This window comes from Chryseobacterium indoltheticum (assembly GCF_003815915.1).
GTDB classification, from domain to species: domain Bacteria; phylum Bacteroidota; class Bacteroidia; order Flavobacteriales; family Weeksellaceae; genus Chryseobacterium; species Chryseobacterium indoltheticum.
In genome coordinates, this window is the sequence record NZ_CP033929.1 from 1,761,027 (window position 1) to 1,785,244 (window position 24,218).

General features: G+C 34.1%; 19 protein-coding genes. 7 read left to right on the forward strand and 12 right to left on the reverse strand.

From position 1 onward, the window contains the following. Positions 1 to 36: 36 nt before the first annotated feature. From EG358_RS08355 to EG358_RS08375, 5 genes are all read right to left on the reverse strand, one after another. Positions 37 to 555, reverse strand: a complete 519-nt coding sequence (locus EG358_RS08355; protein WP_076561629.1) for a hypothetical protein — start codon at positions 553 to 555, stop codon at positions 37 to 39. Positions 556 to 589: 34 nt separating this feature from the next. Continuing rightward, positions 590 to 1,186: a hypothetical protein gene (locus EG358_RS08360; RefSeq protein WP_076561630.1), complete on the reverse strand. Its 597-nt coding sequence runs from the start codon at positions 1,184 to 1,186 to the stop codon at positions 590 to 592. Positions 1,187 to 1,304: 118 nt separating this feature from the next. Next, positions 1,305 to 2,744, reverse strand: coding sequence for a hypothetical protein (locus tag EG358_RS08365; RefSeq protein ID WP_076561631.1), 1,440 nt, complete (start codon positions 2,742 to 2,744; stop codon positions 1,305 to 1,307). 60 nt (positions 2,745 to 2,804) lie between these two features. Beyond that, positions 2,805 to 4,589 carry a DUF6119 family protein gene (locus EG358_RS08370; RefSeq protein WP_076561632.1) on the reverse strand — a complete coding sequence of 595 codons (1,785 nt, stop codon included), beginning with the start codon at positions 4,587 to 4,589 and terminating at the stop codon, positions 2,805 to 2,807. 48 nt (positions 4,590 to 4,637) lie between these two features. Next, positions 4,638 to 5,837: a hypothetical protein gene (locus tag EG358_RS08375; RefSeq protein ID WP_076561633.1), complete on the reverse strand. Its 1,200-nt coding sequence runs from the start codon at positions 5,835 to 5,837 to the stop codon at positions 4,638 to 4,640. 438 nt (positions 5,838 to 6,275) lie between these two features. Between EG358_RS08375 and EG358_RS08380 the strand changes: the two genes are divergently transcribed. Then, positions 6,276 to 7,886 (forward strand): reverse transcriptase domain-containing protein, encoded by a 1,611-nt coding sequence (locus EG358_RS08380; protein ID WP_228421416.1) that lies wholly within the window; start codon positions 6,276 to 6,278, stop codon positions 7,884 to 7,886. A gap of 115 nt (positions 7,887 to 8,001) precedes the next feature. Here EG358_RS08380 and EG358_RS08385 read toward each other — a convergent pair whose 3' ends face one another. The 3 genes from EG358_RS08385 to EG358_RS08395 form a co-directional block, all read right to left on the reverse strand. Further along, positions 8,002 to 9,099 carry a reverse transcriptase family protein gene (locus tag EG358_RS08385; RefSeq protein WP_076561634.1) on the reverse strand — a complete coding sequence of 366 codons (1,098 nt, stop codon included), beginning with the start codon at positions 9,097 to 9,099 and terminating at the stop codon, positions 8,002 to 8,004. 95 nt (positions 9,100 to 9,194) lie between these two features. Further along, positions 9,195 to 9,938: a DUF3800 domain-containing protein gene (locus EG358_RS08390; protein WP_076561635.1), complete on the reverse strand. Its 744-nt coding sequence runs from the start codon at positions 9,936 to 9,938 to the stop codon at positions 9,195 to 9,197. Between the two features lie 327 nt (positions 9,939 to 10,265). After that, positions 10,266 to 10,571: a hypothetical protein gene (locus EG358_RS08395; RefSeq protein WP_076561636.1), complete on the reverse strand. Its 306-nt coding sequence runs from the start codon at positions 10,569 to 10,571 to the stop codon at positions 10,266 to 10,268. Between the two features lie 655 nt (positions 10,572 to 11,226). Here EG358_RS08395 and EG358_RS08400 point away from each other — a divergent pair. From EG358_RS08400 to EG358_RS08410, 3 genes are read left to right on the forward strand one after another with little or no spacing between them, the layout of a single operon-like run. Continuing rightward, positions 11,227 to 14,319, forward strand: a complete 3,093-nt coding sequence (locus tag EG358_RS08400) for a SusC/RagA family TonB-linked outer membrane protein (protein ID WP_076561637.1) — start codon at positions 11,227 to 11,229, stop codon at positions 14,317 to 14,319. 51 nt (positions 14,320 to 14,370) lie between these two features. Continuing rightward, positions 14,371 to 15,756 (forward strand): RagB/SusD family nutrient uptake outer membrane protein, encoded by a 1,386-nt coding sequence (locus EG358_RS08405; protein WP_228421417.1) that lies wholly within the window; start codon positions 14,371 to 14,373, stop codon positions 15,754 to 15,756. Positions 15,757 to 15,766: 10 nt separating this feature from the next. Next, entirely contained in the window at positions 15,767 to 18,268 is a 2,502-nt protein-coding gene (locus tag EG358_RS08410) for an alpha/beta hydrolase family protein (protein WP_076561638.1), read from the forward strand. A 29-nt stretch (positions 18,269 to 18,297) separates the two neighbouring features. On the opposite strand, the gene EG358_RS08415 is transcribed toward EG358_RS08410, so the two are convergent. Genes EG358_RS08415 through EG358_RS08425 form a run of 4 tightly spaced genes read right to left on the reverse strand, consistent with a single transcriptional unit; the run spans position 18,298 to position 20,574 of the window. Next, positions 18,298 to 18,573 carry a DUF6520 family protein gene (locus EG358_RS08415; protein WP_076561639.1) on the reverse strand — a complete coding sequence of 92 codons (276 nt, stop codon included), beginning with the start codon at positions 18,571 to 18,573 and terminating at the stop codon, positions 18,298 to 18,300. A 24-nt stretch (positions 18,574 to 18,597) separates the two neighbouring features. Next, entirely contained in the window at positions 18,598 to 20,112 is a 1,515-nt protein-coding gene (locus EG358_RS08420; RefSeq protein WP_076561640.1) for a MauE/DoxX family redox-associated membrane protein, read from the reverse strand. A 10-nt stretch (positions 20,113 to 20,122) separates the two neighbouring features. Beyond that, a complete protein-coding gene (locus EG358_RS19635) occupies positions 20,123 to 20,296 on the reverse strand; it encodes a hypothetical protein (protein ID WP_159436386.1) in 174 nt (57 codons plus the stop codon). Positions 20,297 to 20,310: 14 nt separating this feature from the next. After that, positions 20,311 to 20,574, reverse strand: a complete 264-nt coding sequence (locus EG358_RS08425) for a hypothetical protein (RefSeq protein ID WP_076561641.1) — start codon at positions 20,572 to 20,574, stop codon at positions 20,311 to 20,313. 257 nt (positions 20,575 to 20,831) lie between these two features. On the opposite strand from EG358_RS08425, the gene EG358_RS08430 reads away from it, so the two are divergent. The 3 genes from EG358_RS08430 (at position 20,832) to EG358_RS08440 (ending at position 24,014) form a co-directional block, all read left to right on the forward strand. Then, entirely contained in the window at positions 20,832 to 22,592 is a 1,761-nt protein-coding gene (locus EG358_RS08430) for a helix-turn-helix domain-containing protein (RefSeq protein ID WP_076561642.1), read from the forward strand. Positions 22,593 to 22,631: 39 nt separating this feature from the next. After that, on the forward strand, positions 22,632 to 23,477 hold the full coding sequence (locus EG358_RS08435; protein WP_083677069.1) for an RteC domain-containing protein: 846 nt from the start codon (positions 22,632 to 22,634) through the stop codon (positions 23,475 to 23,477). 282 nt (positions 23,478 to 23,759) lie between these two features. After that, positions 23,760 to 24,014 carry a DUF3853 family protein gene (locus tag EG358_RS08440; protein WP_076561644.1) on the forward strand — a complete coding sequence of 85 codons (255 nt, stop codon included), beginning with the start codon at positions 23,760 to 23,762 and terminating at the stop codon, positions 24,012 to 24,014. Positions 24,015 to 24,218 lie beyond the last annotated feature (204 nt).

Sequence of the window (24,218 nt, forward strand, 5' to 3'; positions counted from 1 at the left end):
TTAAGTTTTACAAAGAACATAATGAAGCTATTATTTTTATAGCAATCTTTTTGTCAAAGTAACATTTAATTTATCCACATTCACATCCTCTCTAATCAAACTGATAACATTTCTTAAGTTTTTCTCAAGTTCTTCATGTGCTTTAGTTGTGAGATCTTCATCTTTATCAAATGCAGAATTAATAAATTGTGTGGACTCTTGACCAAATTGTATGAGTTCTTTGTAAATATTACTTGGAATTATGGGTAGGGCTTTAAATATTGACTTGTAATAATCAGCAATTAAATCATCATAGAAATCAGATTCTTTATTTAAAAATTTCCCCCATTTTTTGTTTGAACCTTCATGATCCAACATTTCATCCATGATATCAAAAAAGGATTCAAAAATATAATTAACGTGGAAAAGTAATTCTTTATATGTCAGAACTTTTTCCTGAAAAAGAAAATCTTGGTTTGATTTATTACGATCTCTTTTGTAACTGAGAGTTGCAATAAAAAATGCTCCCAGGGAAATTACTACAGTGGTTATCGAAATTATATCTGAAGATGTCATGATTAAAAGAATTTAATAAAAACATTATATTTGATTAGTTTGCAATAATTGTGAACGATGTAACAACTTCAAAATCTGAAATTTTATAATCATCACTAAAAAATAAACCATTAATATATCTTTTAATTGGGTGAAATAAATCTTTTGGGTAAGTTCCAGCTTGTAGTGTTTGATAATCATTGGCAATACTGAATAAGCCTCTATATCTTCCTCTTCCGGAGTTTAAAAAACCAATATTATATAAATATTTAGTTATTTTATGTTTTGTAATTCCTGCTACTGGTTCATTAGTAATGATATAGTAATCCTTCACATAAAATGTTCTTATATTACTAATTAGATTACATGAATTGTCTTTGAAAGTTGTGAGGGTAGGTTTTTTATAGTAGCTAACATCTTGCAGAATGCATTCAGATTTTATAACATTTTCAAGATTTACAAAATAATCTCCATCTACTAAAAGGTATTTTTTATCTCGATAAATACCTAAAATCATTTCATTAATCTCTCTTTCAGAATAATCATTTATGTTCTGAGATTTCCCATAAGATTTATATGATAAACCACTATTATCTGGGTATTTGTAAACTTTTTCAATTTTTGATTTTTCAATTTTCTTAATTTTTTCCATAACAAACTATTAAATTTTAAGATCTGATATTTATATTTTTTCCTAGAATAACCTAAATTAGATATGAGTCCGAAAACAATTACGACGATTCATTCTAATTACAGTTTTTTGATTATTGTCATATCTTTTCAAAGTATTTTTCCTCAGTTTCAATTGCCATATACTTTTCTAAATACTTTGATTGATTATATACATATCCACTGTATCCTACACTTTTAAAAATGAGTTTACTTATTAGTGTGAAAAGTTTTGCTGAAACATAACTTAGGTAAAGGTTAGTTGTACTTTCATCTCTTACTATATTATCTTTTTTAATAAGTATATTACCATGTAATAAGTCATTTCGATGTTCAATAATTGTAATGTCATGCAAACTTAAGTCGATACCTATTTGCTCAAAAGGTCTTGTGAGTTTTTCATTATTTGTTAAATGTGCTTTGTTGAATGGTTTATTAATTTCATTGAGTCTTCTCTTTAATTTCAGAATAGTATCAGAAGTCAGAGAGTCAGAATTGTCATCAATAACAATATTAAGTTCTGTAATTATCTTCTCCTGCAACTTTTTATTATTAATTGGTCTTTCTAATCCTGATTCTTCAATACTAAAATGTTTAGAAAGCTGTTCAATGATTACTGCAAATGAGCTTGGAATTATTAGTAAAGATTTTGTTGATGTTGCTTCTAAAATAACAAGAATGGCTATAGAAAATTCTGGTTCCATATGTATTTTATGAACTAATTTTGATAGGTTTTGCAAAGAAACTCTTGTGAGCTCATGTTTCTTATAAAGAATATTCGCAGTTTTCCTATCTATTTCTAAGCATGAGTATGGGTTTGTAATGATTGGTCTATACATACCTTTTATCATAGGTCTAATATTGTTAGTATAATAAAAACCACCACAGCCATCAAATACAAACTTTTCGTCTCCTATCATAAGACAATTAATAAATCCTATGGCTTGTTGTATAGAAAAGCAACCTTTTGAAAACTCTTCATAATTCTGTTTCTGTAAACTTTCAATAATATAATAGCCTTCATTGTTACTTTTTAATTGCGTAACATCATATTCCGTCTCCTTGATTTTAATGCGAAGACAATCGTAGAAATATTCTACTTCATCCCTTACGTGCGTTATTGTCTCAAATTCATTATGGAACGTGTTAATTTCGTTCAAACCAACTTTAAAAAATGCTTTGAAAATACTGTTGGTTTTAAAACCTTCGGAATGAAATTCTTTCAGCTCAATTGTTGTTTTAAAATCGATATATTTATCTACTTTTATATTATTACTGGAAGAAGTATTTCCAAACTTTTTCGAAACTAAAACGATATTGTTTAAGATAAAAGAAATCTTATTTTCATCTTTTTCTCTTTGTTCAAATATTGCTTCTCTTTCAAAATTAAATGTTTTACTTCCTCTCGAAAAATAAGCAGCATCTTCATCATTATCAATAATCTTAAGCTCATACTTAGAAAGAGAACATATTTTTTCAATAAATTGTAATTCAGATTCAAAGTTCTTTTTGTTTTCAATTCTTATAGTAGAAGCACTCATTTGTGATTTTATTATTTAAAAGAGTTGGTAAACTAACTTTTGATGAGATAGATTAAAAGATTATCTAATTTGTGATATGTCAATCACATTAAATTTAAAAGTGTTGTAATTCAACACCTCTCTGGCTGTCTGAACTAAAGAAAATAGAGCGATATTTGATGCGCTTTTACTAAGTTTTCCTACAGCATCGTCATTAATATAAGAGTAATTGTTATATGCCATCACAAAATTTATAGTTAAATCTTTGTCTCTTATTTTCTTCAAAATATCATCTGAATTTAATTTTTGACCATCTGTCTTATCATTGTAAATGGCAATGGTATCCTTAAGATATGTACTTCCGTCGATATTATTTATGTCATGCCATAATCTTTGAGAAGCCAGTACAATTTGATTGTATAAGCTTCGCATATTAGTATTAAAACCATCTTTTACATGTATTAGATACATTGTGCTCTCGGCATAGTACATAATGTCGCATAACTCTATATTATCAGTAAATTTTTTATCAAAAACGTAATAGTTCTCCTCACTATGATTAAGATTATAAAGATCCTCGTTAGCTTGATTCCACGGTTTTAAAATTCTTTCTTTTAGCTCATAAAGCTCATAGTCATTTATGGCTTCTTCTCTAATTTGTGACAGATAGTTATTATCGAGTTTAAACCATGTGTTATCAGTTCTAAAATATTTGCCATCATTCAACGTAATCTCAGTAACGAGGTGATTATAGAAATAGTCAAATGTCTCTTCTTTCGAGTCTATAATACCAATTAAAGACAGTTGATTGATTTTATCTACAATTTCTTTTCTATCCGAAATATTTTCTAAGCTATTATATATTTGTTTCGTGATGTTAAAATAAAGATCATTGCGAGATGTCAATTGTAAGTCAGTCTTTTTTTTCTTACGAAAAAAATGTAATCTGAATATATTACATTCATAAAATTTTTCAATCTGCTTACTATTTACAATTTCTACAATATCATATTCAGATTTTTTTATATTTTCTGGTTGATCGTGCATTAAAATATGTTCAATTATTTTTTCTAATAAGCTATTGCGAAGGTCTTCTAATATATTAGAATCTTTAACCCTGTTAAACAAACTAAGATTTTTATAATTGCTGGTATCTCCTAAAATTTTCTCAATGGTAATAATCAATTTTTTAAGTTCTTCAAAATTTATTTTTTTTCTCAAACTAAAATATGAACCTAAATCCATTATTGAACTTTCATCATCAAGATTAAATTCTCTGAAAATTCCATCTCGCAATTCTTTTCTTACAACCACCTTTATTTTTTTAGGTATTTCAGAATATAAAAGTGAATCTTTAATTGATTGGCTGTAATTAAATGTGTTACTTCTTTGCGAAAGGTTTCCTGTGACTCCTCTAGTATTGATAGAGATGGTAATATCATCATTCAAACTAGCGAAATGCTGGTATAATTCTATCCCAAAATAATTATCTAAGTATTTTTTAATTACCGTTATTCCGGATCCGCTGGTAACACAATACAATTTGCCTTTATAACAGATAAAAAGGACATGAGAAAATTCGATTAAATCAAAATTTTGATCTTTTGCTAGCTCTTCGGGTAAAAAATATTTCCAGTAATTTTGATCCTTAGTTTGATTATAGCAGTAGCTGTAAAAATAAAAATCCTCGTCCTCTATTTCTTGGATGGGGTATTTAAACTGTTCAAAATCTTTATCCGAAGCGTGTAAATGGTTTTTATGATTTTTAGTTATTGTTTTTATCACTTCGTCTAAATCTTTATTCCTGAGCTCGTAATGTTGAAGATCAATAGAGAAAATTTTTAAATTAAATTTTAGATCTATCATGATTAAAATAATTGAATGTTTTGTACATTTAAGAAAGACTAATAAATATTAAGAAGTTGCATTTTCAAAAATCTCTATTCCATTTAAAATTTCTGTAGACTCTAAAATCTGACTAACAGTGAAATGTCTTATGTGTCCTTTTCGCAGAAGACAATTCGAAACAAGAAAGATCTGATCCGAATTAGATTCCTGATCTGTATAAGGTTCTTTATATATTAGTTTAATAATTCGGGTAGTTATTTTGTTGGATTTGTCTCTATACTTTATTAAATAATATTCATTTTCAGTGAATATATTTGCAGTTATAGGACGGAAAATTGTTTTGTATCGTGGATAGATTTGTCCAAAAATTATTGCTTTTTGAGTAAAGTCATCTAGGCTAACATTTTTTCTAATATCACCTAAAGGATATGATGCCGTTCTTTGTTTCATGTAATCGAAGGCACTAAGTTTATAATAATAATGATTAAATATAAGTTCAGTAGGCTTTATAATTGTATTACCAACTAATCTTGATGAATCTTCTAGTTCAACATCATTTTTTAGATCAATAATGATGTAACCATTTTCATTAATTCCTGAGCTAATAATCTCAAGATCACTTGTCTGATTTTTGACTATTCCTAAAATTACACTTGGTATCAGCTCTTCAGAATAGGATGAAGTTTTAGGATTATACCATTTACACTTAAACATATATTTTGATAAATCCTTTTCAACAAAACTTTCTTTTGTTGACGAGTACTTTTTCTCTTCTTTATTTTTAACAATGTCTATAACGGTCATTACAGGCGGTAAAAACTCAAGGTGATTGTTTTCTTTATTCGTACGAATTCCATCTGAGCTATCAATGAAAATCTTTTTTTTATTAAGTTCAAAATCAACGCTTTTTATACAGACAAGTTTATTTAGAAGAGACTCCTTAAGAAATTCTAAGTCAAAATTTTCTATATTAATCAATTTCTCAATATCAAGATATGTATAGTCAGATTCAAGTTTTTTTATTTGCTCAGCTTTGATCCATTTATCAATATATTTTCCATCTTTAGTGGAATAATAATAACATCTAAGTTGAATTTCAGACTGTCTACCGTTTAACGGATTGTATTCATCTTTATTTAAGATTTCTCCCACAATCATAATTGGTGGTGTCATTTCTGCATTTGCAGCAATTTTAATATTTTGATTTTTATTAAAATAGGGATGATTTTGAAGACAGACAAAATCTCCAATGGAAAAAGTGATCATTAGTAATTATTTTCGTGGTTATTGTCACAAATATAAGAATTATTTCATATTTTTGAGATGCTTGCAAAAAGAAGTGTAATTACGACTAGAATAAGATAAAAGGTCTTTTAGATTTACTTATAACAAGAGGGTTATAAGGTTAGAGAATTTCATCGAAGGCTCACCGAAAGGACAGCCCGATAGAAAGGAAATCAGTAGCAATTTACTAAGAATTATTGAAACTACCAAAAGGGTAACTTTATTTATTAACTTTATCATCTTTGTCTTCATAATTTATCAGTTTGACTATTAGCTCGGCTATTACAGTCTCAGCTATGCTTAATACTATTTCCACCAATTACGGAATTATCAATGACTCAATATTAATAATTTGGGTACTTATCTGAGCGAAAGCTGTATGTAATTATAAAACGTTATTGATTTTTGCAAGCATTTTTTATGATTGAAAAACCAACTTGGCTTAAAGAAAAAGGCTATTTACATATTTCACCATCTCTTAAAATAGGAGATGAATGGGAAAATTATTATCGTCTCATTACTAATGAAAAATTTGTTGAAAAATATGCATTCTATCCGCTTATCCATACAAATATAATAGACAGAAAATATAAAAAAGCAGATCCTCAAAAGCACAGGACCACGGGAAGAAAGCATTGTCATACTTTACATAAAAAAGGTAAGCCGGAAAAATCACATAAGATGAGACCTTTGCATTATGCAAGTCATATGGATGCTTTAGTATACGGTTACTATAAGGAGATTCTTGATGAGCTTTATGAGAAAAAATTAAACGAAAATTCAAAACTTGACGCAGCCGTAAATGCATATAGAAAAATTCAAATATCAGAAAAGGATATAAAAGGAAAAAGCACAATACATTTTGCAAAGGAAGCGTTTGATGAAATTAAGAAAAGGGGAGAGTACGATGAAGTCTGTGTCTTAACTTTTGATTTAAAAAGTTTTTTTCCAAGTTTAAATCATCAATTCCTTAAGCAAAAATGGAAATGGCTTTTAGATGTTGATGAGCTTCCAAAAGATCATTATAATGTCTTTAAAGCCTGTACTAAATTTAGATATGTATTGCTTGATGACCTAAGAATCAGAAATGATAGAAATGGGAGAAAATCGGGTTTTGATGAATCAAAACTTGCACAGATCAGAAAGGAAAAAGGCTATAAATGTTTTTTCGAAAGTAATGAGGAATTTAGAAGAACAATTAGCGAGGGTAAATTACGTGTATATAAAAATCCTTTTTATTCAGATGAAAAAATCAGTGTTGGAATTCCCCAAGGATTACCAATAAGCGCTCTATTAGCGAACTTATATCTGTATGATTTCGACTTAAAAATAATAAATGAACTTGTTGAAGATAGGGATGTATATTATAAAAGGTATTCTGATGATATAGTGGTTGTTTGTAAGCCCAACCAAGCAGAGTATATTGAGAAGTATATTTATGCTTTGATCAAAGATAGTAAAGTGAAGATTAGCGAAAATAAAACCGAAAAATTTATTTTCAGGAAAGTTACTTTCTCTCCAAAACATGATGACAAAAGGTTAGCATGCTTTAAGATAGATAAAAAATCTAAGAAAGAGATTGAAACACCATTATTATATTTGGGATTTGAATTTAGAGGTTACAAAACTGTTATTAAATCCGCTAATTTATCCAGATATTACAGGAAGATTATTTCCATTACCAAACGCAGATGCGCTAGAGCTAAAAGGGTTTTAGATAAAAATCCCGAAGCAAAAAGAGCTGTTTTTATAAATCAAATTAAAAAACTGTACAATAGACCATTAAAAATAAATGATTCCGAAAGGTCTGATAAAAAAGGTCTGAGAAGGAAATTTAGCAAATTGCAAAAGAATGAAAAAGGTTTTTATGACTTTGCTCATTATTCTCCTAAGGATCACAAAAAAGAATCTAATTATTATTCTTATGTCAAAAGATGTTGTACAATTTTTAAGGAAGAACATATAATGAATCAAATAAGAAAGCGAAAGCATATAGTATATAAGTGCATTGATAAACATCTCAATTCCTAATAAATTTGCGCTAAAAGTTCTAAAGTCAGTATACTTTAAGAGCAAAGTCATGCAATTTTATATAAGTGTAATATTATAAAATAAATTGTCTGTTGTTAAAATAATTTAATATTGCCTAAGATTCTTTTTGACCGGCACGAATTTGAAGTAGAATCTCTAATGCTTGTGTACTTCTTAAAACAGAATTTTCACCAACATCGTTTAATTTTTTGTAATATTTTTTGGCGAACTGAGGCTCAATTGATTGAATGAAGTGCAGCCAACCATACAGTCTATTGCGAGTGTTAGTTACTTCATCCCCTAATTTACTTAAAAAACCTAAATCTTTAGGATCTTCTCCTCTCGCAATTAGTCTATGCTTTGCATGTGCAGTATATCCAAATTTAGTAATGCAATTAATTTCTAAACGAATATTCTTTTTTCTATTTTTTGAAATTCTCGGAGAATGTGAGTCAAAAATCGTTAGTCCTGTTACGAATTGCTTTTGTCCCCTTTTCATGAATTTAGTTTTCTTTTCGTTGAGTAAAAAACCGTATTTTTCAACTGCTAATTGTATGTCATCGAGAGGTAATATATCTGTATTTGATGAAAAGTACAAATCATCAGCATACCTCGAATATCTAATATTACTACCACAAAGACTCTTTAACTCCTCATCTAGCGAATGTGTTACTATGTTTGCTAGAGTTGGACTTGTGCAAAAACCTTGAACAAGCTGATTCTCGATAGTTGTGATTTTAGCAATCCATAGTGCAACATTATCCTTAAATCCCAGTTTCTTTAGACTATTTGTAACCATACTCTCTGTAATTGTTTCAAAATAATCTTTAATATCAACTGATAAGACAATCTTTTTTTCTAAATGACATTCTGCATTTGATCGAATATTTTTTCCTTTAACAAAGCCATGAACCATTTCTGAAGGTTGATGAATTTTTACAAGATAATGATTAAGAATTTTTAGTGTATTATTTAATTTTGCTGTCCAAACTCTATGAACTGTTCGAAATCCTCCGTTCTGTCCCTTTTTTCTTAAATTAAATCTATCTACAAGGATTTTATTGCTGGTTAATGCCGAACGCAATTCTTCTATATTACGTCTATCTAAATTACGAATGAAATAATCATCTTCTATAATTTTTTCTATAAATTCTAAATCGCATCTTAGATAGTTTGCTAAATCCTGCTTAGTAATTAATTCGGAATGTTTCATCGTTTTAAAATAAAGAAGTGGGTGTCAGATAAGATAAGATTGAAATGTTTTGTAACCGAGTACGAAATCGTACTCAAAGTTTATCTGTACACCCACTAAAAATTTTTTATAAGATTTTGTAAAGATACTTGAAATTCCTCTTTTTTTTGTCTTGAAAAAAAAATATTATTGTGAGAATAATTGACTAAAGCAATTTTTGGAGCAACTAAGTTAAAATTAGATTTCATTCTGGGATATGGAGTAGTCTCGGTGAATATATGATAGAAAAGAAAGTTTAGATAATCTATAATAGCAAGATTTTCTTCTTCTTTGCCAACTATATGAAACTCACATTCAATTCTTCCGACATAATTTGAGAAAAAATTATTTAAAATGGTTTTCAACGATTTCTTCTTTAGTTCAATCGTTTCGAAGAAAAATATGTTTTTGTCATTTTTATGCGATTCTACTCGGTCTCTTAATAATTTTGTTAGAGAGTAGGCGAAAAACTCAGATTCATCCATAATCCGCATTTTTTCTATGAAGAAATCATTGCTTTTATTAGTGATAACGAAATATGCTCTATAATCTAACAAAGGTAGTATCTTGTAGACTTCCGTACGAACATCCATGTTATTTTCCGTTGCGTGAAAGCCTTGTTTCAGAATTTTATTTTTAATTTCCTCGTAGTATAGAGAACTTTCAATATCGGTTTTTAGGCAAAGTAAAGCATCTGTTATTGTTTGTGGGCTATCTGTCTTGATACACCCGTGTATGAAAATATTGGAGTTATTATTAATATTTCCTGACTCATCAATATAAAAGTAATTGATTTTTTTATCTCCATATGAATTTATCATAAATAAGTCATGTCTTAAATTTGCACAGTGAAAAAATATAAAAATCTGAATTTTGTCAAATATACTGAAATATCACAACCGTTGGAAATTTTAAATACTATAGCGCATTAATACAAATAGAAAATATACAAAAAATCTGCAAATTTCTTATTATTTTTAGTTTGCATATGGGTCTTATATTAGGAATTGACCAAAATGAGTATACCATAAAAAAATTCTGATCGGCATTACAAATAAATAGGTAAATAAAATATGATATTGACTGAAGTCTAGAACTGTGCAGTGAAAAATTTAGTGAGCACTGAAGGGAGAATTATTGAGATAATATTATGAATTTTCATTCAAAAATATTTTCACCTCATCGTCTGAAATATCATCGAATTCTTTACCAAATTCGTTCATAGTAAAACCCATAGCTTCAACGATACTAATTAAAGTTGTAGCTTTCGGTGAAGTCTTACCGTTTAAAGTGTCATTGATTGTTGCTTTTCGTAACAGTGCATTTGAAGCAACACCATGATAGCTATAAACAATTTTATTATCCGTAACTTCTTTTTGAAGATTTTTACCTTTCTCCAAAAGCTTTTTTAAGGATATAATTATTTTAAACTTGATAATATTTTCTTCACTCATCGCATGTGCAATAAACGATTTTAGAAAAAAAATATCGTTACGCTATGGCGTACCGATATTTTTTGTATATTTGAAATTAATGTTAACAATCCAAAATTTAGTTAACTTTGCGATACTTCAAAGAATATTAGAAGCTATTGCTTAGAATCTTGTACTAGAAAACTGGTAATTTTTATACACACAAGAGGATAAGTATTAAGCTCACGACCTAGGCGTGGGCTCTCTTATCTGTGTGTAAGGTATACCAGTACCTCTAGTTCTGATATTGTAGAGTCCATGCTGTTTTATTTTCATGCTGTTCGCTTTTCTACAAAATAATCTAAGCCCGCTTTATCACATAGAGTATCTTGACATGATACAGTAGGGTGTACAACCTATTGCGGCTTTTTTAAGCTTTACGGGACAAATTTTCATTCATATTAATTAGTGCTTTCCGGTGTCTTTTGATGACTGGGGGAGAGTTTTGATGTTCTTTTCTGTATTGAAAGGCACTTAGGAAAGTTTTGTTTTCAAATACATGAATTCGGTAGTGAAATTATAGATGACAATGAAATAGAATCGACAGGTTTCAATAAAATAGCCCCTTCCCATTAGTTTGGAGACTGAGGAAGGAGCAGTAATTATTGAATCGTTTAATTAAAAACTTTACAAAACTATGAAAAAATCCTATAATACTATAGGAAGCATGGGCTTTGCCTTGGTGTTAACCGCTGTTTGCGGTTTCGTTCAGGCTCAGACCAAAACCGTTACGGGAAAGGTTACCGTGCGGAACGGAGATCAGTTGTTGCCTCTTTCGGGAGTCAGTGTTTCTCAGGTTGGAAGTCATCAGACTTCAGTTACTAATGCTCAAGGTGTTTATCGGTTGGAGATTTCCGGAGATATTGGGAGTGGCAATGAGAATGGAAATGGAAATCGGAATGGAGGTGGGAGTGCTGTTCTTGTTTTTAGGCATCCTGAATATGCTGAGCAGAGGGTTCCTTTGGGGAATCGGTCTGTTGTTGATGTTGGGATGTTTGTTGGAAGTGAAGGTGATGAGGTTGGTTCTGGTTCTGATTCTGGTTCCGGGAAGGTGCAGGGGATTGAGGAGGTGGTGCTGAATGCGGGATATTATAAGGTTAAGGAAAAAGAGAGGACGGGGAGTATTGCGAAGATTTCTGCTAAGGATATTGAGAACCAGCCTGTAACGAATGTTCTTGCTTCTGCTCAGGGTCGAATGGCGGGAGTTTCGATTGTTCAAAACTCGGGGACTCCAGGAGGTGGGTTCGATATTCAGATCAGGGGGAAGAACAGTATCCGCAGGGACGGGAATGAACCTTTGTATATTATTGACGGGATTCCTGTGATTTCCGAAACTCCGTCTATTTACAGTGCAGCGATTCTTCCGTATGCTTCGGTTAGTCCACTCAATGCGATCAATCCGAATGATATCGAGAGTTTTGAGGTGCTGAAGGATGCCGATGCTACTGCGATTTATGGAAGTCGTGGAGCGAACGGGGTGATTATCGTGACGACCAAGAAAGGGAAGAAGGGGAGAACTGATCTTAAACTGAATACTTCGTATTCATTTAGTACGGTGACGAACCGTCTTCAGATGATGGGGACTTCCGATTATCTGAGAATGCGTCGTACTGCTTTTCAGAATGACGGGATTTCTGCAATTCCTGCAAATGCGTATGATCTGAATACCTGGAGTCAGGAGAGGGAAACGGACTGGCAGAAGGAACTGATCGGTAAGACTGCCGAATCTTCTGTGGTGCAACTTTCGCTGAGTGGCGGATCTGAAACTACTTCTTATCTGATCAGCTACGGGCATACGGAGCAGTCTACGGTTCTGCCTGCAGGTTTTCAGTATAAGTCGAATAATCTGACAGGGAATTTCAGTTACAGGACACCTGATCGCAGACTGGAGGTAAATCTGACGAATACGTTGTCTTTTCAGGACAACAATGTGCTGAACAGTGATGTGACGGGCAGAAGTATCACGCTGAGTCCGAATGCGCCGTCGCTATATAAGCCTGACGGTTCTCTGAACTGGGAGAACAGCACCTTTACGAATCCTCTCGGGGCTTTTAAAAGTGAGTATCTGAATTCGACAAGTTTTATCAATTCGGGAACGCAGGTTTCATACAAACTTTTTCCGTTTCTTTCTTTAAAGTTCAACGGGGGAATTACCCATCAGAATTTTGAAGAATTTTCCTTGCGTCCGCATACGATGTCGAATCCTGCTGCAAATCTGACGAGCGCCAATTCTACTTCGTCCAAAAACAACAGTTCGATTCTGTCTTATGTCCTTGAACCTCAGATAACGGGTGCCTATACTTTTGGGAATCACAGTTTTGATGTGCTGATCGGTGCCACTTTGCAGAAATCCGAAACCAATCAGTCTTCGATGCAGGGACTTGGTTTTGAAAACAATGCGCTGATTCAGAATATCGGTGCTGCCAAGACGAAGATTATCAGTGATCAGGTTAGGAATCAGTACAATTATACCGCAGTCTTTGCAAGGCTGAACTACAAGTTCCTGAAAAGGTATATCCTCAATGTGACCGGGAGAAGGGATGGTTCGAGCAGGTTTGGTCCGAATAATCGTTTTGGTAATTTCGGGGCAGTTGGTGCGGCATGGTTGATTTCTGAGGAAAAGTGGATGAAAAATATCTCATGGCTGAGTTTTGCCAAACTGAGAGGAAGTATCGGTACTTCGGGGAATGACAGAATAGGTGATTATCAGTATCTGGACACATACAGTGTGTCTTCCAATATTTACAACAATATTACGGCTATGAATCCTTCAAGATTGTACAATCCTGATTTCAGTTGGGAGAAGACGTTGAAGAAAGAGGCGGCAGCGGAGGTTTCGTTTTTTAAGAGCCGCTGGAATCTTTCGGCTGCTTATTATGAAAATACCTCTTCCAACCAGCTGGTGGGAATACCGCTTCCTGCCACGACGGGTTTTTCATCGATACAGTCGAATCTTCCGGCTAAGGTACAGAATACGGGCTGGGAGTTTGAAACTTCCGTACAGGTTTTCAAGGGTGGGAAATTCAAATATGATACTTCATTGAATCTTTCGGTACCTGACAGCAAATTGCTGGAGTTTCCGAATCTTGAAGGATCTACGTATACCAATCAATATGTGATCGGTTATCCGACAACGTTGGTAAAGGTTTATCAGTATGCAGGTATTAATCCTGACACGGGACTGTATCAGTTTACGGATTACAACAACGATGGCAAGATTACGTCTCCTGATGACAATAAGGTGATCGAGAGACTTGGGGTCAGGTTTTTCGGGGGATGGTCGAATAATTTCAGGTATGGGCAGTGGTCAGCTTCTTTTCTGTGGCAGTTTGTAAAGCAGAGAAACTGGAACTATAACCGACAGATGCTTATTCCTGGGTCAATGAACAATCAGCCTGTTGAAGTGCTTGACGTATGGTCGGCATCCAATCCGACAGGAACGTATATGCCTTACAGTTCGGGAACTGTTGCGGCGAAAAGTTCGCTGCATTCTTTCTTTCAGAACTCGACGGCTGCCGTGGGAGATGCTTCTTTTGTCCGCCTTAAAAATGTTCAGCTGAATTACAGTATTCCCGTGAGCCGTTTTGGAATCAAAGAAGCGATGATCTATGTGCAGGGGCAGAATCTGCTGACGATTACCAGGTATTTCGGGCTTGATCCCGAGTTTCTGCTGACGGGCTACCTGCCTCCGCTTAAAACCTATGCTGTGGGATTTCAGCTGACATTTTAGGTTAGGCGTTGTAAAGCTGAAAAAATGAAATTAAAATTAAAGTAAATGATTATGAACTTAAAAATAAAATATGGGATCGCCGTATCCATTGTGATGATGGTGTTGTCCATGACGATTTCGTGTGAGAAAATGGTTGAGACCGATTATCCGAACAACCAGATTCCGTCCGAACTGGTATTCGAGGATGAGCAGACTGCCGAAGCTGCTCTGGCAGGATTGTATTCCGGCTTGTGGGAAACTTCGATGTATTCGGGAGGGATCAACGGAATGGGTGCTTTGCTCGGAACTTATACCGATGATCTGACTTGTGTTTACACCAGTGCCTCCAACGGTGTGCTTGATCTTTATATCAATCAGCAATTACCTACCAATACGGCGGTGACTGCTTTATGGGCAAGTACGTATCAGCAGATTTATTATGCCAACAGTATCATGGAAGGCGTTGCCAACTCCAAATCGTTGTCTGTTGCCGTAAAAGGCAGGATAAGAGGTGAGGCGTTGTTGGTAAGGTCGATGTTGTATATGGATCTGTACCAGATTTTCGGGGAGATCCCATACACCGCCACAACGGATTATGTGATCAACAGCAAGCTTTCGAGAATGCCCAAAGATGAATTTTTGACAAGAGTGGAAACCGATCTTTCGGAAGCGGTCAATCTTCTTCCTTCTGCTTACAGGAACAGTGAAAGGATTTATCCGAACAAATATGCGGGATATGTTGCGTTGGCCAAGATGAAGATGCTTCTCAAAAAATGGAATGAAGCGGATGTGATCTGTACCACAATTGTTCAGGCTCCGGGTTTGTCTTATCAGAATGATATCAGCAAAGTGTTTCAGAAGACAGGCGGTCACATTATCTGGCAGCTTAAACCTAAAAACAGCAATGATGCAACGAAGGAAGCTTCATTGTATAATTTTACGTCGGCACCGACTTCTTTTGCGATGAATCCTGATCTTGTCAATTCTTTTTCAACAGGAGATCTTCGACGTGTTCATTATTTTACTGCGGTTCCTTTCGGTCAGCAGATCAATTACAAGCCTGCGAAATATAAAAATCTTGCGGTGAACAATGCTACTGAGTATTCGATTATTTACCGTCTGGATGAAGTGTATTTTATGCAGGCAGAAAGCTTATTGCAGCAGAACAAAGTGAGTGAAGCGGTTGTTTTGATCAATCGTTCGAGACAACGGGCGGGTTTGCCTGCATTGAGCACAAATCTGACTGTTTCGGCGGCAATGGTCCAGTTGAAAGAAGAGAAGAGGAGGGAATTTTTTACGGAACATGGCATGCGATTTTTTGATCTTAAAAGGTGGGGAATGCTTGACGGATTGACTTCCGTGAAGCCAAACTGGAAAAGCTTTCAATCGCAATGGCCAATTCCGCAGAAGGAACTTTTGGTGAATCCGAATATCAATCCGCAAAATAACGGCTATTAAATTGAGGAATATGAAAATAATACAAAAACTGGTCAGCTTGATAATTTTGATATTGCTGACCATTATTCAGCCAAGACTAAAGGCACAGCATAATATCGGTCATCTTAAGCAACTGTCCGAATCCGCTGAGGAAGTACTGGCTGTGTATCCTTCTCCTGACGGAAGGTATGCATTTTTTAACACAGATTATGAAAGCAAGCCCAAAACGCTGACGATTATTGAAACAAAGGCTCCTTTCAGGAAGATTGTCAGAGAGAAAGTGAGCGGTTATTATTTTATCAATCCGGATAGGGCAGCTGTGCTTACTGCAGGTGTTTTGCAGATCATTGATTTGAAATCGGGTTCGATAACCGAAAAAGAAGACGTTTCGAGGATAGAATATGTGAAAAAAGACGGTTTACTGCTTGTCCATTCTAATTCCGGTCAGAAAAACAAATTGGAGATTTACGATTCAAATTTTAAACCTGTTCAGCAGATTGAATCTGTTATCAGATGGACGATAGGAAATAATTCGGTTTTGGTTTTTACAAAAGATATTTTGAAAGATGAAAATCATGTATATGAATTGACCGATCAGGGTAAGAGCAAAATAAAACTATGGTCTTCGAAAGAGGAAGTTGACAAAGCTGTTGAATCCGACTCTGATCTTGGAGGATTTGTAGTGGCTACGAAAGCAAGTACCGGACTTCGTGTTTATTGGGTGAGGAGAGATGCTCAGGCTATTGAGCTTAAAGATGATGGTTTGCAGGGTATTTCATATGTGAAAATTGATCGGTCGTCTGATGGAGAAGCTGTTTATCTGAGATTTCAGAAGGTCAAGCCTAAAGAGAATTCTGTTGTAGATATCTGGTACGGAAAGGAACAGAATTTAAGGAATTATACGACGGAGCAAAATACAATCAGGGAAGTTTTATGGTATCCTGAGTCGGGAAAAATTTTGGATTTTGATCAGAATTTTACAGGGTATACGGCAATAGGAAAAAACAATCTGTTCCTGAAAATGAGAATTGACAAAAGCATGGTCGATGTCCATGACGATCAGTTCGGTTTCCACAAAAAAGAAATTTATCTGTGGAACTCCAAGACCGGCAAGGATGTTCTATTGCCTTTTGATGACGGTCATATGAATTTCGATCCTTTAGGGAAATCTCTTTTGATCAAAACCGGTGAAGGATGGGTGAAATTTGATACAGGGAATTTGACTTCCACGAATTTGGGGTGGGGCGACGGTTCGTCGCCTTATTATGCTGCGAATGACAGAATTATCTGGACTTTTAAAAATGAAATCTGGGAACAGAATTTAAAGAGTTTGAAAAAAAAGAAACTGATGACGGTGAAAGCTGATGAGATTGAATTGTATAAGCCTCAGGTGATACACAGTGGGGTGGGTGTGTACCGATTGTCAGAGTATTTGGAGCAGGACAAAAAAATGATTTTCGTTGGGAAGAATAGTAATGCTCTTACTTCAAGCTATGTATTTCTGAATAAAAATCAATTAAAAACGGTTATTCCTGAAACATCGGATCGTATTCAGGTTTTTGGTGCTGATACGGATTACAAGTCTTTTTTCTGGATTGAAGACAACTACAACAAGGCTTTTACAATCAGATACAAGAATGACTCGAAGAATGCTGTTGCTATATATAAATCCAATAGTGCAGATACGCAATTGGGATTGATTAAAAAAGTTGCCTTGAAGTATCGGGGAGCGAATAATGAGGAGATTGAAGCGAGTTTGTATCTGCCTCCAAATTTTGATCCTGCGAAAAAGTATCCTGTAGTGTTGTCAGTTTATGAAAAGCAGCAAAGGTTCATGAACAAGTTTTTGATGCCCACTTTTAAAAACAACAGAGGCATCAATCCCAGACTTCTTTTGGAATCGGGATATCTGGTGATGTTTCCTGATATTACCTACGGTGATCGTGGTCCCGGATTGTCAGCTCTTCAATGCATTAATAATGTTTTGGATGAATTGCAGAAGTTTTCTTACGCCGATATGAGCAAAGTGGGAATGATAGGACAGTCGTTCGGAGGTTATGAAACCAATTTTATCGCAAGTCACAGCAATCGGTTTTCTGCTTTTGTTTCCGGTAATTCCGTATCGGATATTGTTCATACTTCTTACGCCCTGAATTATAATTTTAACTCACCTGATTACTGGCGTTACGAAGAGGGACAGTTTAGAATGAAAGGGAGTTTTGTCAATCAGAGGCAAAAGTATCTGGATAATAATCCGATTTATGCTGCCTCAAATATTAATGTGCCAATGCTTTTGTGGGCGGGTACCGCCGACACAAATGTCGATCCCCAGGAAAGTATATCGATTTTTAATGTTATGCGCAAATACAGGAAACCTGTTGTTTTGCTGAACTATAGAAATGAGAATCATTCCTTGGGGAAAGTTCCGGCTCAAAGGGATTTATCGATCAGGATTTTGGAGTGGTTTGATTATCATCTTTACGGAAAAAAAGATGTTGACTGGATTAATAAACAAATGAAGGATGCTTTTTAGCATCCTTCACCGTTAATAAATGATTTGATTTACTGAATTTCATACAGTTGACTTACACACGATGTTCCATTGTTAATTTGGAATAATTCATGGTTTTCAGAACCGTCATTCCAGGTACAAATCGCACCGATTACTGGCGAACATCGTTTCTCAGTCAGAATACATTTTTCGGACGGTGCCGATTCGTTGTAAAAGTATCCCTGCATTTCTGCAGTCTTAGTTTCAAATGCTGTTCCAGCATACGCACTTCCGGCACCCAATAAAAGGATTGCTACAGGCAATGCGATTTTTCTCATTTTTTTCATGATGTTGAAATTTGATATTGTTGCCTACTCTTTTTGAAGGTTTTCGGCATTTCCCTTAATGAAATGTTGAGACAGGTTCTGCGCAAAACGGTATCTCACGATTTCATTTCCTATCAATACAATAAAGTACTGATCAGTTACCTGAAACTGAATTTTTTTTATTTCTTTTGGTTTTGGAATATAAAAGCTTCCGATGTATTTCTGCTCAAGAGTAGAGTACACGTCGATAACTGCTGAAGTATTCCACATTTCCCTGCTTTCATCCCGCCCGATCAAATTTGATTCATTGAACAAAAGACCGTATTGAACAAAAGATTTTTTGTTGACCGCCAGTGGAGGATGATTCATTTTTCTTCTGCCGTCAGATAGTTTTGAAATATCGATCTTCGGCTGACTGATTGTATCAATTGTTTTGTACGTTGCTTTCAGGTTCATAGCCTTGCCCATCACAATGACCTCATTTTTGTAATAATGAACGTACACCAGTTGCTGGTTGTTACAGTCGTAGTGCAACTGTCCGTCGGTTTCAAAAACTGGATCTTTGTGATTTTTTAGAAGATCGGGCTTTATCAACAAACTTTCATGCGACTCAGGAAACAGCAATCCTAAAGACTGGGTTTTTCTCGGTGCGTAAAAAGTACTGAGAGAAAAGGAATTTTCATCCATATTCACCAACTGGCTGAAATATGCCTGACCGTAACTCAGTGTTTGCGCATTTTTTTGACCGATGATTCCCCTGTAAATTACAGGTACTGATCCGTCATACAGATAGTAGTATTTTCCGTTGACCTGAAATTGTGCACGTTTGAACTGGTAGCTACGTACATCAGGAATGACTTTTAATTCTTTTACATCTTTAAAATCAATATCCATTGATGTCAATGTAAACGGAGTAGTGTAATTTCCCAAATAGATCGAATCTTTGGTCGTCCCTGCAAAATAATAAGAATTAAATCCAAGATTTAACCTTTTTTCCTGCTTCAGAGGATGCTGCAAAAATCGTCTCGTAAAATTGTTTTCCTTTTTGATAATATACTCAGATCTCTGATACAAAACTATTATTGATGAACCACTTACAACCGTCAGTACCAATAACCAAAGCGAAGTTTTTTGAACGGATTTCTTACTTTCGGCACTTTGAAGAAATATGGCCACCGCTGCCAATATTACTGTTGCAATATTGAAGATCAAATGGGTTTTCCAATCCATATCCTCCAAAATACCTCCACACGAGCAGGGAATAAAATCACTGTAGTTCAAGATCAGATATATGTAAACCGTGAACGCTATCATCAAAACAAAAGAACAGTACAAACCGAGTCTTCTTGTTTTTTCAAAAACCAGCACACTGCTCACCAATAGTTCTATGATCAATACACTGTAAGAAACGATATCTGCAAATGCACTGAGCAAAGGGGATTGAGCGATCTGAATTTGGAAATTTTCGAAGTCCAATATTTTACTGATGCTTGCATAGCAGAACAGCAGTATAAAAAAATAACTTACGATTTCTACAAATCTTGTTTTGATGGTATTCATGGCTGACTATTTATCCGTTATCAATTAAAATCCACTTGACCTTACTTCCACAGTAATCCGGCATTGGCTGTCCTTTTGAAACATACACTATAGTTGAAACAGGACCTTGTAATTCCCATTCTCCACTGACTGTACATTTTTTGCCGGTTTCAAGTATGATTTGTTTGTCTTTCACTTTTATCATGTTCTTGATGCTTTTTACAATGAATCCCTAATGGTTCTCCAATGCTGCTTATCTTTTCGTGGCTCGTCGTCATCGCCGGTATCCAAATTGTACTCGTTGGCTTCTCTCGAAAAAACTGTCGAGGCATCGTCGTCTGAAGATTGTTTTTCAGTGGCTCTTAAAAAATCTTTCATAAGCGGTTTTTCCGGTTTTTCTGTATCTGCACCGGCGCCAATTCTTTCACAAGATTGAAGAGCCAGTATGGTTAATAAACTTAAAATTGAGATATACTTTTTCATAAGATTCTGATTTTTTTAAAGTGTTATCCCGGCCGGTTGATTTAGAATTCTGGTTCGAAATTATAATGATATCGACTCTGAAAAAAGCATCGGATGGATCAATGGATCATTATAAAGGGAACAATTGGTACATTATTCCTCCAAAATATGAGTTTTAAGTATTGATTTTCAGTAAGTTGCGTAAACTAATCGCTTTTAGACTTTATCGTCCTTCTACGACCTTGTATTTTACTTAAATTTGGCTTAACCATACTCACATGCAAAATCAAAAAAGGCTAATAACGCTTATATTACTTTTGACAGTCAATATTTTTTATTGCCAGAAAAAAGAGTATACCTATAAAGAATTATCGACCCTATTCAATTCCTATCCTGAAAATGACGAGAGGGCAATGGTTTTTGTGAATTTGTATATTGATAAGGCCAGAAAAGAACAAAATTTAAAAAAACTGATTGCAGGATATGAGGAGGCGATTTATTTCACCGGGCAGCCCGAGAAAAAGTTGCAGTTGGGTGACAGTATAATTATTACTGCGAAGAAATCGGGTAATTCAGATCAGATTTCACGTGCTTACCTTGGAAAGGGAATAATTTATTACTACAATATCAGAAATTTTAGGAAGGCTCTCGAAGAATATTTGAAAGCATTTCAGTATTCAAAAAATTCGGATGATGCCTATTTGAAGAATAAAATCGTGTATCATCTTGGAATCGTCAAATCATATCTCGGATATTATGAGGAAGCTGAAGCTCATTTTAAACAGACTGCTTTCTATTTCGAAGAAATAATGAATCAAAAGGATATTCACGAGATTATAAGACAAAACAATGAATCCGGCTATTTGAACAGTATTTATAGGCTGAGCAAATGTTATTATGATTTGGAAATGCATTCTAAAGAAGATTCCCTGATTAATATAGGACTTCAAAAGATTGGAGAAAATAATCACCAAACAATTGAATATGCTTATTTTCTAAAGGCTAAGGGACGCCAGATGATTCGAAATGGGGATATTGAAAATGCCTTCAAAAGTTTAAGATCTGCAGAGGATATTCTAAAGCGCAATCAGGATTACGCCTCGTTGGCAACCGTCAATTATTATCTGGGAAAATTATATTGGAATACAGGAAACAAAGGCCGGTCAGTGTTTTATTTTAAGAAAATAGATTCTCTTGTCAGGAAGTTTAATTTCATAACTCCTGAAACAAGATCGAGCTACGAGTATCTTATAAATTACGCAAAAAATCAAAATAATGATAATATGCTGTTGTATTACTCCCATCAATTGGTGAAAGCAGATTCTGTAATGATCAGTGACTTTCCAAAGCTATCCTCTAAAATCAGGAAAGAATATGATTCAGAACATTTTGCGGGAGAAAAGAAGATATTGGTGAAGGATAAGAAAATTATCAGTATTGTCTACTTTTTATCCATTGCGGTCGGCGGGCTTCTTTTGATTTATCTTTATTTTGATCATCGTCGGAAAGAGAAGGAACTTACTGTGCGGTACAATCTTTTGTTGGAACGGTTTGAATTAGGAAATCAGGATTCGAAATTCAAAGATATAGTAACGTATGATCAAAAGACACCTCAGATCGTAGTAAGAGAGCCGAACGAAACATATGTTGTGAAGGAACAATATTCTGCCGAAATCATTGAAGAGATCAAAGCTAAACTAAAAATTTTTGTAGAGAAAAAACAATTTTTAAATAAAAATCTGAAACTTCCTGATGTTGCAATATTATTGGGCACCAATCGTACGACACTATCTTATATTTTGAATGATCATATGAATGTTTCATTTCCTGATTATATAAAATTGTTGAGAATTAACTATATCACCAATCTGATGCTTACAGACAAAAAGTATCTTAATTATAAAATTGAAAGTCTTGCAGAAATGTGCGGTATGTCGAACAGGCAGGTTTTCAGAGTGCATTTTCGACAAATCAACGGAATGAGCCCGACAGATTTTATACGGAAACGCTTTGAGGAGTTGAATCAGCCAAAGGTTTAAATTTTTACACGAATTTTATGGTCATAAAAAATCATAATTATGACCGGAATTAATTTTAAGAGAAAGATTGATGAGCTATGGAAAAACCTCAGCAACGACATTGATACAGTACTCCGAAATAAAAGCGAAGTGCTTTCTTATGCAGAAGAAATTTTGATGCTTACTGACACTGCAATCAGAAAATTAAAAATATATGTGCAGGAATATCAGTTCAAAGACTGGAGTGAAGAAATTGAATTTTTTAAGGTTACAAAGCCAAAATTTGTTTCTGTTTATATTTATTATTCAAAACTGCTTGCTATCGAAAGCTCGAAACCGTACGCAGATCCTTTGGTTTTAAAGAACTACTATGAAACAGAGAGAGCAAATCTTATCTACTTTTATCAGGAGCACAAAGAATTTATCAGCTACTACAAGCGTAAAGCCACCTATCTTGACAAGAAATATTTCGTGAAGTTAAAATTTGATTTTAAATTAAAATTAAGTCCCGAACTTTACAGCTACGACGAGTCATTTTCAACTTCCCATGATCATACCGTTTCGCAAATACTGGCGAATGACCGTTTGGATTTATATCTTACCACCAAAATAAACTCCGATTATGTAGTCGATCATTTGGTATTTCAACACAGCCCGTTGGAGTGGACAGCTCCGAAAGTGGCACTGATTGAATTATTGTACGCTCTTTATTTGACTAAATGCTTCGATGCGGGAAAAGCAGAGCCTTCGGATATATTTCGGTGGGCTGAGACTGCTTTAAATATCAATTTGGGCAATTACCATAAAACATTAAATGAAATCAAGTTGCGAAAAACAGATCGAACCAAATTTCTGAAGCTAATTCAACAGAATTTGGAGCAATATCTTGATTATTCCGATGAATAGCCAATTAATTTACTAAGAATTAAACTTTTTGTATAGTAAACTGTTTCATTTGAATGTTTTTTAGACTTTGTTATAACTATTTCATTATCGTTAAATTTTTAAACTCTATTTACACTGTTTGCATACAGTTGTTTTCCTGAATCTTTCGGTAGTTACGAAATACTACCGAAAAGGTAATTGAAATTTTTCTGAGCTTTGATGTGTTCAAAAAGATGGCTTAGTGCAGCTGGCTTAGCAAAAACGTCGAGCATTTTTAAGTGAAGAAAATTTAAACGGGTAGTTATGAAAAAAATAGATTTAAAAACTCCGATTTGGCAATTGACTATTGAGGAATTTTTGGAAGTTTCGAAGAACTTCAGCACTGAAAAAAAATATGAATACGGGCTGAAAGGTCTCGCTAAGATTTTGGGATGCTCGGTCTCTAAAGCGTCGGAAGTAAAATCATCGGGAATTCTGGATGAGGCAATAATTCAAAATGGAAATATTATTATTATTGACAAGGAAATGGCATTGCAGCTGTTTGGTAAGAACAAATAATATCGAAGCAAATGAACTCAATTAATCTTTTGAAGATAGCCTTCTTCGTGCACCTGAGTAATATGTGCCTACCTAAACTTTCTCAGTGTATAAAATGATACAGGGTAATTTTTAAAACGTTGAGGTTATTTATCCTTAGTTGCATGCAAAGTAGACGAGTTATTAGTATACTTTAAAAAATGCTTGATATGATTTATATACTGA

Coding starts and splice junctions, on each gene's coding strand:
- EG358_RS08355 (WP_076561629.1), bottom strand. CDS start 555: ATGACATCTTCAGATATAATTTCGATAACCACTGTAGTAATTTCCCTG.
- EG358_RS08360 (WP_076561630.1), bottom strand. CDS start 1,186: ATGGAAAAAATTAAGAAAATTGAAAAATCAAAAATTGAAAAAGTTTAC.
- EG358_RS08365 (WP_076561631.1), bottom strand. CDS start 2,744: ATGAGTGCTTCTACTATAAGAATTGAAAACAAAAAGAACTTTGAATCT.
- EG358_RS08370 (WP_076561632.1), bottom strand. CDS start 4,589: ATGATAGATCTAAAATTTAATTTAAAAATTTTCTCTATTGATCTTCAA.
- EG358_RS08375 (WP_076561633.1), bottom strand. CDS start 5,837: ATGATCACTTTTTCCATTGGAGATTTTGTCTGTCTTCAAAATCATCCC.
- EG358_RS08380 (WP_228421416.1), top strand. CDS start 6,276: ATGATTGAAAAACCAACTTGGCTTAAAGAAAAAGGCTATTTACATATT.
- EG358_RS08385 (WP_076561634.1), bottom strand. CDS start 9,099: ATGAAACATTCCGAATTAATTACTAAGCAGGATTTAGCAAACTATCTA.
- EG358_RS08390 (WP_076561635.1), bottom strand. CDS start 9,938: ATGATAAATTCATATGGAGATAAAAAAATCAATTACTTTTATATTGAT.
- EG358_RS08395 (WP_076561636.1), bottom strand. CDS start 10,571: ATGAGTGAAGAAAATATTATCAAGTTTAAAATAATTATATCCTTAAAA.
- EG358_RS08400 (WP_076561637.1), top strand. CDS start 11,227: ATGAAAAAATCCTATAATACTATAGGAAGCATGGGCTTTGCCTTGGTG.
- EG358_RS08405 (WP_228421417.1), top strand. CDS start 14,371: ATGAACTTAAAAATAAAATATGGGATCGCCGTATCCATTGTGATGATG.
- EG358_RS08410 (WP_076561638.1), top strand. CDS start 15,767: ATGAAAATAATACAAAAACTGGTCAGCTTGATAATTTTGATATTGCTG.
- EG358_RS08415 (WP_076561639.1), bottom strand. CDS start 18,573: ATGAAAAAAATGAGAAAAATCGCATTGCCTGTAGCAATCCTTTTATTG.
- EG358_RS08420 (WP_076561640.1), bottom strand. CDS start 20,112: ATGAATACCATCAAAACAAGATTTGTAGAAATCGTAAGTTATTTTTTT.
- EG358_RS19635 (WP_159436386.1), bottom strand. CDS start 20,296: ATGATAAAAGTGAAAGACAAACAAATCATACTTGAAACCGGCAAAAAA.
- EG358_RS08425 (WP_076561641.1), bottom strand. CDS start 20,574: ATGAAAAAGTATATCTCAATTTTAAGTTTATTAACCATACTGGCTCTT.
- EG358_RS08430 (WP_076561642.1), top strand. CDS start 20,832: ATGCAAAATCAAAAAAGGCTAATAACGCTTATATTACTTTTGACAGTC.
- EG358_RS08435 (WP_083677069.1), top strand. CDS start 22,632: ATGACCGGAATTAATTTTAAGAGAAAGATTGATGAGCTATGGAAAAAC.
- EG358_RS08440 (WP_076561644.1), top strand. CDS start 23,760: ATGAAAAAAATAGATTTAAAAACTCCGATTTGGCAATTGACTATTGAG.